Below are 9992 nucleotides of genomic sequence, written 5' to 3' on the forward strand. Positions count from 1 at the left end.
ATAAGCTGCCAGGCGCGCTGGCGGAGTTCGTCGATCGACGACAGGGCATCCGGGTGGATGTCGATGCTTTCCGGCAGCAGAAGCGGATTGCGGCTGACGTCGTGAAACAGGTGATGATGCTCCGGCAGCGCCGCGAGAATCAGCGGCAGGCCCGACGGCTGAGAGTGGTGCTCCAGGATCGCACGGTCCACGGCACGGAAAAAGCGTTCCGCGTCGATGTCTACCTCAGACTCTTTCCCGCCGTGGCCGTGGTGCATGGGCGTGTGCCCACCACCGACTCCGCCATATGAGGCAACGGTCTGGTGTGGCTCGGTCAATTCTTCTCCCAGCGCCTCGGTGATCGTCCGCGGAACACCCTGCGCCGGTTCAATCTCGCCCAAAGCATCACGGTTGCCCTCGAAGAGCTTGATCGCCTGCCGGTTCAAGCCGAGAATGTGGAAACGGTCGGCTGACTGAAGGATGCGCATTAGGGGTTTGGTGTGGAAGCTATCCGCCACAACAGCTAATTCGGCGACCGGCCGCTGCAGGTTGTAGACTCGAAAAATGCCTTTCGCGCCCAGCACCGCCAGCCCGTCAAGGGTGTGGTTCCAAAAGTTGCGGTCGTTCGCCAATGCCAGGAATGGTTCCAGCAATGGCCGGATCTCGTCCTTTGGAAATTGTTGCAGGAGCGACTTCTCCAGCGCCTTCACAAGGTTCCCGAAGCGGATCAAATCCTGCTGATTGTCCGGATGGCGCCGATGAGTCGGCTGGTAGAGCGAAAGACAAGGGGGATGACAATTGTCCCAGAGCCCCGCTGCATAGTCTTTATCGAGTGTGCTCACTTTGTCTCCTTTCTATTGCGCGCCACGCGTGTCTATACTGCACCCTCCTTGTTTACCAAAACTCTTTAATAGCAACATAACATATATACCCATCCGAAAGGCGTTATCCGAAAACGTCTGCCGGGCATATAATCCTACCGGTGTCACTTTATTATCCTGTATTATAAAACTGCCCCGGCGAGATAAGGAGTTCATCCGCCTTGGCGAGTTTCTCTCCTGCCCCTGGTCTTTACGCGCGAGGAAGGCGGACTGATCCTTTCCCAATGATCCGGCCTCGAGCGGACCAGTTGACGGGGTAAGGCCAAGGTCTCAGAATCTGATATTCACTGATACATATAATGCAACCATGAGAAACCGAAGCAACCTTCGCCGCGTCCTTCCTAACCACCCAGATGCCAACGTGCGCGCAGAACTTACCCGTTCGCATACTGCCCTGTGTTTCTTCATCCTGACCGGAGCAGTGCTCCTTGCGTACCTCAGCAGCTTGCACGGTGCCTTCATCATGGATGACATCGGTTCGATTGTCGAGAATTACAGTCTCCGGCACCTGGGCCAACCCTGGAAAGCCTTCTGGGCACCGTCTCAATCTTCCTTGGCCGGGCGTCCACTGGCCAACTTCAGTTTTGCTCTAAACTATGCCTGGTGCGGCCTTAACCCCTCCGGTTACCATGCAGTGAACATCTTCTTGCATGCTTTGTCTGCCAATCTCGTATTCGGCATCTTAAGGCACCTGTTTAGTTCTGAAGCTGTCCTCCCCTGGTGCAGAAATCGCGCCGGCACGCTGTCCTTCTTGACCGCCCTCCTCTGGGGCCTCCACCCTCTGAACACGGAAGCGGTCAGCTATATCGTCCAGCGCACCGAACTCCTGGCCGGCTTCTTCATGCTTACCACACTCTATTGCGCGATTCGCAGCTTCCGGACCGGCTCCTCCAAGTTTTGGGCGCATGCCGCCATTATCAGCTGCGCCGCCGGAGTTCTAAGCAAGGAAATCGCCGCCACCACGCCACTCTTGGTTTGGATCTATGATGCGATATTCGTCAGCCGGTCTTTCCGGCACAGTCTGAATCGCCGCAGGGCCTTTTACGCCGCTTTGGCATCTACCTGGATCCTTCTTGGGGCCTTGCTTGTCACTGCCCCCCGGTCCTGGTCGGTTCGCACCGACTACCCTTTGGTTTCTCCGCGCGATTATTGGCTTACGCAGTCCGCGGTGATCACGCATTACCTCCGGCTGGCGCTTTGGCCACATCCCCTGGTAATTGATTACTACGATTGGCCTGTGTTCCACAGTTGGGCTCCCGCTCTCCCCTACTTAGGGCTAGTCCTCTCTCTCACCGTCTTGACCGCATACTTCCTGGTTCGCCTGCGCCCTTTGGGATTCGCGGGGGCCTGGTTCTTCCTTATACTCGCCCCTACCTCCAGTATTCTTCCGATCGTCACCGAAATCGCGGCGGAGCGTCGGATGTACCTGCCTCTCATCAGCATCGCAGCACTCTTCATGGTTCTTCTGGCGCGCCTGGGGTCGATTCCCCGCTTAGCCAAAAGCCGAGTGGCCCGAGCATTCGTAATAGTGCCGTTGGCAACCGCATTGGCCGGTTCGGCATGGGCAACGGCTCACCGAAACACAGAATATGTCGATGAAATTGTCTTGTGGCGCTCCGGATTGAATTCCCGGCCGGGGAACGCACGAATGTGGAACAATCTCGGTTGGACGCACGACTCGCGCGGCGAATCCGAACAGGCAAGAGCCTGCTACGAGCGGGCCATCGCCGAAGACCCGGGTTACCCGGAGGCATACAACAATATGGGCGTCTGGAAGATGGGCAAGGGAGATCTTTCCGCAGCCAGGGAGTACCTTACGCACGCCATCCGAATCCATCCTGATTATGCCGATGCCTGCTTCAACCTCGGAAAAATCCTTCTCCAGGATGAAAACTACGGGATGGCCCTAAGCTACCTGAAGCGCGCGGTAGACATAAAACCTTTCGACCCCGACTTTCATTACCGGCTGGGCCTGGCAATGCTTCTGGCAGGCCGCCAGGATCTGGCCGAAGTCAGGCTTCGAAGCGCGGCCGAGCGGTTTCCCGACCACTTCAACACAGTCTACCTGCTCGGCAGAATCTATTTGGATTCAAAACGGTCCGGCGAAGCCCTCTCCTGGCTCGAAAAGGCCGTCGCTCTCAAACCTGCCCACGCAGAGGCGCTGAACCAACTGGGAATTGCACATATGTCTCTAAAACAGGGGAAATCGGCGCAAATTTTCTTCCGCCGGGCAATACAAGCGAAGTCTGAATATGCCGATGCCCTTTACAATCTGGCGGTTTGCCTCGCCGAGGAAGGCACGATGGACAAATGCGTTGATCTTCTCAAACGGGCAGCGATCCTTGCTCCAGAGCGCCGCGAGATCCAAACGATGCTTCTCTTCATCCAAACTCAGATGCGTCAGACACAAACCCTCTCCAAGCCCGCGACACCAGAGAACACAAAATGACTTTTTGTGTGGCGCCCCTCCGCATTTTTGCCCCGGCTGGACAATAGTGAGAACTTTCGAGACGCAGTTCAAGGTCTCAGCAACCTACTCGTAATGGGTCCACATTCGGATGACTTTGACTGTCCGCTCATCCTTCAAAACCTCATAGACTAACCGGTGCTTAATGTTCATACGGCGAGAATAGGCGCCTTCGAGGTCGCCAACCAGTTTTTCATACGGAGGAGGCGTTTGGAAAGGATTCTTGCTTAACAACCCAAGGAGCTTCTCAGCCCTGGACCGAAGACCCGCCTGAGAAAGCTTTTTCGCATCCTTCTGCGCATCCTTGGTGAAAACGAGTCTCCAACTCACCACTTCACTTCATCGCCACATTTCTCGATGGGAGTCTTCAGACCTTTGCGAATTGATTCCCTCATCCCAGGGATGGATACCAGGTAAAGAGTCTCCTGAATCGCGCGCCAATCCTCGGCCGAAACCAGCACCGCATCAGACCTCTTTCCCGATATCTGCACCGGCTCATGGGAGGAGGCAACCTCGTCAAGAAGCTTGTAAAGCTTTGCTCTTGCTTTGCTGGCTGTCAGATTTGTCATAAGTATCCACCTTTCCCCAAAACGTACCATATCTCGTACGTCTAGTCAAGCCCCCCAAAAAACAAAGACCCACGAGGAACCCTCTCCTCATGGGCCTTTTCCAAAGTTGCCCCGCATGGACAAAATAGTAAGAACGTTCGAGCTAGATGTCCTCTTTCCTGGAGACTAGCCTCTTCAAGTAATCCTGCAATGCCGGAAGATCCTGCTTGAGAGTATTCCACACCTCTTCAATATCTGCAGCGTCGTACTCATGAATCAGCTTGTCTCTCATACCGGCAATCATCTTCCACGGTACTGACTTATGATCTCTTCTAAAACCCTCGGACAGCCGCTTGGCTGCTTCTCCAATGATCATCAATTCATGGAGAACCGCAGCCTGGGTCTTGTAGTCATCCAGGAACTCTTCCTTCGACATATTACCTACGAACTCAGCTATTTGTTCAATGGCTGTAATGATATCAACGACCGAGGATCTATCATCCGACGGCATAGTATGGCTCCGTATTGCTCAGTATCTGCTCCCGACGAATCCAGTTCTTGCTTCGTTCGACAGCTCTCCTGCTCACTAGATCAACCTTGCGACTCAGCATCTCGGACAACTGCTCCTCCATCTTAAGATGGTCCCAAATCCCCCACTCTGCATCAGAAGAAAACGAAACGAGCACATCCACATCACTGTCTGGACTGAAGTCCTCTCGCAAAACGGATCCAAAGAATTCAAAGCGTTCAATTCTCCAGGTCTGACAGAATTGCACAATCTCTTGGTAATCAGGATGGATGTGAAGTCCCAAAGGTGGACCCTCCGAAGAACTTGCAACCAGCGGATCTTGTTCCAACAAATTCTATCCAAGCAATATAGCACAAAGACCCATGAGAAGTAATCCTCTCATGGGTCTTTATAAAAGTTGCCCCGCATGGACTTGAACCATGAATAACTGATCCAGAGTCAGTCGTGTTACCAATTACACTACGGGGCAAAAATTCTGGGTGTCAGGCACCCGTCGTGAAGCATGCTACTGCCCGGCCTCTGGTGCCTGACACCTTCATGCTCCGCAAAGATGGCCGCGCTCCGCTCGCCATGACAGCCCGCCAATCCTTCCTGAACAAAGCGAAAGGACCTTTGTCCCGCAAAGATTGCTGCTGTCGCTAAGCTCCCTCGAAATCACGGGAAGTGCCCACGGCGTTCTCCGCATCGCGCAGCCGGCGCACCGTCTTTTCTTTGCCGAGGATGGCGAGCATTTCCCACAGCGAGGGCCCGGCAGCCTGGCCGCTCACAGCCACGCGCACCGGGTGGATGAGCGCCCCTCCGGGAATTTCCTTCTCCTCGATCAAGCTGCGGCAAACGCCTTCAACGCCTTCGGCACTGAAGTCCCCGAGAGCCTCCAGACGCGCGGCAAGCTCCCGTAAAAGCTCAAAGGCCGCGGGATCGGACAGGCGCTTCTCCACGGCCTTGGCGTCATATTTTATCTCATCACTTAGGAAGATTCCAGCCGTGGGCACCATGTCCTCGATGCGGTGCGCCCGCTCACCCAACAGCCCAACCAACTGCAGCAGATGCTCTTCAGCGGGGGCCGGCTTGAGCAGCCCGGCAGCCTCCCAATACGGCCGCACGCGTTCCAAAAGCTCTCCGGCCGGCATCTTGCGGATGTACTGGTTGTTCATCCATTCCAGCTTGCGCATGTCAAAGGCGGCCGCGGTCTTGTTCACTGCGGAAAGGTCAAAAAGTTCAATGGCCCGGTCGATGGAAAAGAGTTCGGCGAATTTATCGCCCTCCGCACAGATCCCTTCGCGCGGCTCGGGATGACGACTGCCCCGGCTCTTGTCTCCGGCCAAAGGTTTGGAATGACGGCCCGCCGCATCTCCGCGTCCCTCCGCAAAAGGAGACCACCCGAGCAGGGCCAGGAAATTGACCATGGCCGGGGCCAAAAACCCGTCTTCCCGGTAATCGGATACAGCCGTGGCGCCGGTGCGCTTGGAAAGCCGCGCGCGGTCCATTCCAACGATCAAGGGAATGTGCACAAACTCAGGCACCTCGAAGCCCAAGGCCTTGTAAAGCGGAATCTGTTTCGGGGTGTTCGAGATGTGATCCTCACCGCGAATCACATGGCTGATTTTCATTTCCGCGTCGTCGACAACCACGGCAAAGTTATAGGCCGCGGTGCCGTCGGACTTGAGCAGCACAATGTCTTTTTGCGATTCAGGCTCAAATCGAATCTTGCCGCGAATCAAATCTTTGAATTCAACGGGGTCTTTGGGATTGCGGTAAATAACGGCCTTGCCGCCCTTGGGGCCTTCTTCTTCATAGGCCAGGCCCCGGTCCAAGAGCTTGCGCGCATAAGAGCGGTAAATCTCCTTGCGCTGGCTCTGGTAATAGGGCCCTTCATCCCAGTCGAGCCCGAGCCACTTCATGCTGGCCAAAATCTCTTCTTCGAATTCCTTTTTGGAGCGCTCGGCATCGGTGTCTTCAATGCGAAGGATGAACTTGCCGCCCTGACTGCGCGCAAAGAGCCAGTTAAAGAGCGCGGTGCGGGCGCCTCCGACGTGGAGGTTTCCGGTTGGGCTCGGAGCAAAGCGGACTCTGGTGTCAGACACCCGGCTGAACTCCGGTTAAACACGCGCGGATCTTGGCCAGGGCCTGGGCAGGCGTGAGGCCGGTCTCTTCCAAGAGGCTTTGACGGTCGCCGTGCTCATAGAACTTGTTGGGGATACCGATGCGGCAGATCTTGGCGCGCGGGCCTTCGCCATTGGCCACGGAGCTCGTTTCAATGGACTCCATAACCGCCGAGCCAAAACCCCCGTCCAGCACTCCTTCTTCAAAAGTCACCATCACAGAGTGGGACTGGGCCAGCTCCCACATCAAGGCCTCGTCCACAGGTTTGGCAAAGCGGGCGTTGACCAGAGTCGGCTTATGCCCTTCCTCTTCCAACGTCTTGAACACCTCCAGAGCCAAATCATTGCCGTTGCCGAATGCCACCAAGGCAATCTCCTCGCCCCGGCAAAGCAACTCCGCCTTACCCAGCTCAATGGGCGTCCGGCCTTTCTCAAACACCGGAGGATCGGGCACATCTTCGCGCGGGTACCGGATGACCACAGGGCCTTCCACCTTATAAGCAGCAAATTCCAGCATCTCCTCCAGCTCCCGGCCGTCCCTCGGAGACATCAGAGTGGTGCGCGGCAGACAACGCGTAAAGGAAATATCAAAAAGACCGTGGTGCGTGGGCCCGTCTTCTCCTACCAAACTGGCCCGGTCCAAACACAGGACCACATGCGAATTTTGCAAAGCCACATCGTGGAAGATCTGGTCAAAAGCGCGCTGCACGAAGCTCGAGTAAATCGCCACCACAGGGATGTACCCGCCCTTAGCCAGGCCGCCGGCAAAGGCCACCGCATGCTGCTCGGCCAAGCCCGCATCAAAGAAACGCTCCGGATAACGGCGGGCAAACTCATCCGTGCCTGTTCCCAAAGGCATGGCCGCGCAGACCGTCACGATCCTCTTGTCCTTCTCTCCGAGTTCCAAGAGCCTCTTGGTGAAATACTTGGTATAACCCACACCGCTTGTCTGCGCAGGTGCGGGCTCCCCGGTTCCCAACACAAAAGGACCGGGCTTATGAAAGCGCTCCGGGGCATTTTCGGCCGGCGCATACCCCTTGCCCTTTTTGGTGATCACATGCAAAAGGCGCGGCCCCTCGAGTTTGCTGATCTTCTCAAAGGTGCGGATCAAGTCCGGCAGGTTGTGGCCGTCAATCGGCCCAAAATAACGAAATCCCAATTCTTCAAAGAGCATGCCCGGGCCCAACAAACCCTTCATGCTCTCCTCGAGCTTTTTGCCCACCGCAATGGCCATGTCGCCGTAATCCCTGGGCAGCTTCTTCAATAGCCCTCCGACTTCATCGCGCACCTTGTTGTAATGCGAAGAGCTCATCACGCGCGTGAGATACTTGCTCAGCGCTCCCACACTCTTGGCAATGCTCCAGGTGTTGTCATTGAGAACCAGGATAAAATTCTTGTTGAGATGCCCGGCGTGATTCAGGGCCTCAAAGGCCATGCCCGCGCCCATGGCTGCGTCGCCGATAATGGAAATGACTTCGTGCTTCTTGCCTGCCGCGTCGCGCGCCGCTGCCAGGCCCAGGCCCAGGGACACGCAAGCCCCGCCGTGGCCGGTATTGAAAAGATCGTACTCGCTCTCCGCCGGATTGCTGAAGCCGCTAATGCCTTTATAGGTGCGCAAGGTGTGAAACTGGTCCCGGCGGCCGGTCATGAGCTTGTGCGAATAGGCCTGATAGCCCATATCCCACACAATTTGATCCTCAGGTGTGTTGAAGACATATTGCAGGGCAATATTGAGCTCGATCGCGCCCAGACTGGAGGCCAGATGCCCGTCACACTGATGCACCACTTGCAGAATGCGCTCGCGCAACTCACGGGCCAGATCCGGCAGAAGCTCGGGCTTGAGTTTGCGTAAATCGTCCGGACTTTCAATACGGTCTAGAATGGAAGTCTTGTTCATGCGGTTCGGTCCCTAACAAAGTTTGCAAGCTCGTCCAGCAAAACGGCCTTCTTGCCCAACGGTTTGATTTGTTGTTTCGCTTCCCCAATATAGCGTTCGGCCATTTCCCTCGCCTTGGCCTCCCCCACGATGGAAACCACGCCGTCACTATCCAGCAAATCATCGGTTACCTGAAAGCCCATACCCAGAGAATGCCCGTATTGGGACAAACGCTGCGTGAGCGCCTTACCTGACCCGGCCAGAAGCGCCCCGATCCCGGCCGAGGCCGCAATCAGGGCAGCGGTTTTCTGGGCATTGATCTCATTGAGGCGTTTAAGGACCTCTTGGGCCTTGACGGTCAAGGGCTTAGAGGAAGACGCAGGCGGCTTCACGCGGTATCGGTTGCCCGGACTTTCCATCAGGGCCACGTGCTCCAGATCCGCAATCTGCCCACCGATCATACCATAGGAGCCGATCGCCTTGGAGAGCACCTGCACTGCAGCCTGCCCCTGTTCCGTGCCGCGGGTCCCGCAGCCGCATAAAAGCCCAAAGGCCAGGGGCAGCATGGCGTCTCCGGCCAAAATGCCCACGGCTTCCCCGTATTGGGCGTGGCACGAAAGCCGTCCGCGGCGGTATTCGTCATTGTCCAGGGCCGGCAGGTCATCGTGCACCAGGGAAAAGGCATGGATGAGCTCAATCGCGCAGGCCGCATTGAGAATGCGATCCCCTTTGCCGCCGCAAGCCTGAAAGGACATAATCGCCAGCACCGGGCGAAAGCGCTTCCCCCCGCTGAACACAGCGTAGCGCATGGCCTCGTGAATGGTGCACGGATGGGCTTTGGCCGGAGGCAGCACCTGGTCAAGGGCCGCGTCTACCCGGGCGGATTGAGTCTCAAAAAAGCGCGCGAGGCGCGGAGTCATGCCTGTCATGAGTTCCTTGTCATTCCCGCGAAAGCGGAAATCTAATTGTCAGTCTCTTCAAACGGTTCCTCGGTGAGTTCGCCGCTCTTGTCCTGCGTCAGGATCTCCACCTTGCGCTGCGCGGCTTTGAGCTTCTCCGAACACGCGCGCGCCAACTTGATGCCGGACTCGTACTTTTTCAGGGACTCCTCCAGCTCCAACTCCCCGCCCTCCAAGTCCTCCACAATGGCCTGGAGTTCCTCGAGCGCTTTTTCAAAATGGAATTCAGTCTTTTTCTTGGCCGGCATCTTTGATCTCCTCCACTCGACTCCGTACCTGCCCCTCCTGCAGATGCGTCAGGATCTCATCCCCCACCTTGAGCTGCCGCACACTGCGCACCGGCACATGGGCCGGCTCCTTGTAGGTGAGGGAATATCCGCGCAACAAGACTTTGAGAGGGCTCAGCGCCTCCAGACGCCCGGCTGAGGCCCTCAACAGACTACCACAGCGCTCCAGGCTCTGCGATTGGGCCCGGTGCATGCGATGGCCGAGCTCCTGCAAACGGGCGCGGTGCTGCTCCAAAGCCCGGATGGGGCCGGCAGCCTCCAGACGCCTTGCGAGCTCATCCACCTGCTGCACAAACTGCTGAACGGGCCCCATTGGATGTCGTAAAACATAGCTATTACGTAGGTTACGAACACGGTTCCGGAA

11 protein-coding genes and 1 tRNA gene are annotated in these 9992 nt (G+C 56.6%); 1 reads left to right on the top strand and 11 read right to left on the bottom strand.

Going from position 1 to position 9992, the window contains the following annotated elements:
* A partial coding sequence (locus tag JW937_10475) for a hypothetical protein (GenBank protein ID MBN1587835.1) occupies positions 1–821 on the bottom strand: 821 nt, incomplete at its 3' end.
* A 346-nt stretch (positions 822–1167) separates the two neighbouring features.
* Here JW937_10475 and JW937_10480 point away from each other — a divergent pair.
* The gene (locus JW937_10480) at positions 1168–3309 is read left to right on the top strand and encodes a tetratricopeptide repeat protein (protein MBN1587836.1); all 2142 of its coding nucleotides are present in this window, start codon (positions 1168–1170) and stop codon (positions 3307–3309) included.
* Positions 3310–3393: 84 nt separating this feature from the next.
* On the opposite strand, the gene JW937_10485 is transcribed toward JW937_10480, so the two are convergent.
* The 10 genes from JW937_10485 to JW937_10530 form a co-directional block, all read right to left on the bottom strand.
* A complete protein-coding gene (locus JW937_10485; GenBank protein MBN1587837.1) occupies positions 3394–3657 on the bottom strand; it encodes a Txe/YoeB family addiction module toxin in 264 nt (87 codons plus the stop codon).
* Entirely contained in the window at positions 3654–3896 is a 243-nt protein-coding gene (locus JW937_10490; GenBank protein MBN1587838.1) for a type II toxin-antitoxin system Phd/YefM family antitoxin, read from the bottom strand. The genes JW937_10485 and JW937_10490 overlap by 4 nt, the downstream gene beginning before the upstream one ends.
* A gap of 142 nt (positions 3897–4038) precedes the next feature.
* Positions 4039–4386 (bottom strand): DUF86 domain-containing protein, encoded by a 348-nt coding sequence (locus JW937_10495; protein ID MBN1587839.1) that lies wholly within the window; start codon positions 4384–4386, stop codon positions 4039–4041.
* A complete protein-coding gene (locus JW937_10500; protein MBN1587840.1) occupies positions 4373–4687 on the bottom strand; it encodes a nucleotidyltransferase domain-containing protein in 315 nt (104 codons plus the stop codon). The genes JW937_10495 and JW937_10500 overlap by 14 nt, the downstream gene beginning before the upstream one ends.
* A gap of 114 nt (positions 4688–4801) precedes the next feature.
* A tRNA-Gln gene (locus JW937_10505) sits at positions 4802–4873 on the bottom strand.
* Between the two features lie 169 nt (positions 4874–5042).
* Positions 5043–6488: a glutamate--tRNA ligase gene (locus tag JW937_10510; GenBank protein ID MBN1587841.1), complete on the bottom strand. Its 1446-nt coding sequence runs from the start codon at positions 6486–6488 to the stop codon at positions 5043–5045.
* A complete protein-coding gene (locus JW937_10515; GenBank protein ID MBN1587842.1) occupies positions 6481–8403 on the bottom strand; it encodes a 1-deoxy-D-xylulose-5-phosphate synthase in 1923 nt (640 codons plus the stop codon). The genes JW937_10510 and JW937_10515 overlap by 8 nt, the downstream gene beginning before the upstream one ends.
* A complete protein-coding gene (locus JW937_10520) occupies positions 8400–9302 on the bottom strand; it encodes a polyprenyl synthetase family protein (GenBank protein ID MBN1587843.1) in 903 nt (300 codons plus the stop codon). The genes JW937_10515 and JW937_10520 overlap by 4 nt, the downstream gene beginning before the upstream one ends.
* A gap of 41 nt (positions 9303–9343) precedes the next feature.
* Entirely contained in the window at positions 9344–9589 is a 246-nt protein-coding gene (locus tag JW937_10525) for an exodeoxyribonuclease VII small subunit (GenBank protein MBN1587844.1), read from the bottom strand.
* Positions 9567–9992 (bottom strand): hypothetical protein (locus JW937_10530; GenBank protein MBN1587845.1); only part of this gene is annotated, 426 nt, incomplete at its 5' end. The genes JW937_10525 and JW937_10530, both read right to left, overlap by 23 nt.

This window comes from Candidatus Omnitrophota bacterium (assembly GCA_016929445.1).
GTDB lineage: Bacteria > Omnitrophota > Gorgyraeia > JAFGIU01 > JAFGIU01 > JAFGIU01.

Bases quoted from the DNA above. Each gene is read 5' to 3' on its own strand.
- JW937_10520 (MBN1587843.1), bottom strand. From the start codon at position 9,302: ATGACTCCGCGCCTCGCGCGCTTTTTTGAGACTCAATCCGCCCGGGTA.
- JW937_10495 (MBN1587839.1), bottom strand. From the start codon at position 4,386: ATGCCGTCGGATGATAGATCCTCGGTCGTTGATATCATTACAGCCATT.
- JW937_10525 (MBN1587844.1), bottom strand. From the start codon at position 9,589: ATGCCGGCCAAGAAAAAGACTGAATTCCATTTTGAAAAAGCGCTCGAG.
- JW937_10490 (MBN1587838.1), bottom strand. From the start codon at position 3,896: ATGACAAATCTGACAGCCAGCAAAGCAAGAGCAAAGCTTTACAAGCTT.
- JW937_10515 (MBN1587842.1), bottom strand. From the start codon at position 8,403: ATGAACAAGACTTCCATTCTAGACCGTATTGAAAGTCCGGACGATTTA.
- JW937_10480 (MBN1587836.1), top strand. From the start codon at position 1,168: ATGAGAAACCGAAGCAACCTTCGCCGCGTCCTTCCTAACCACCCAGAT.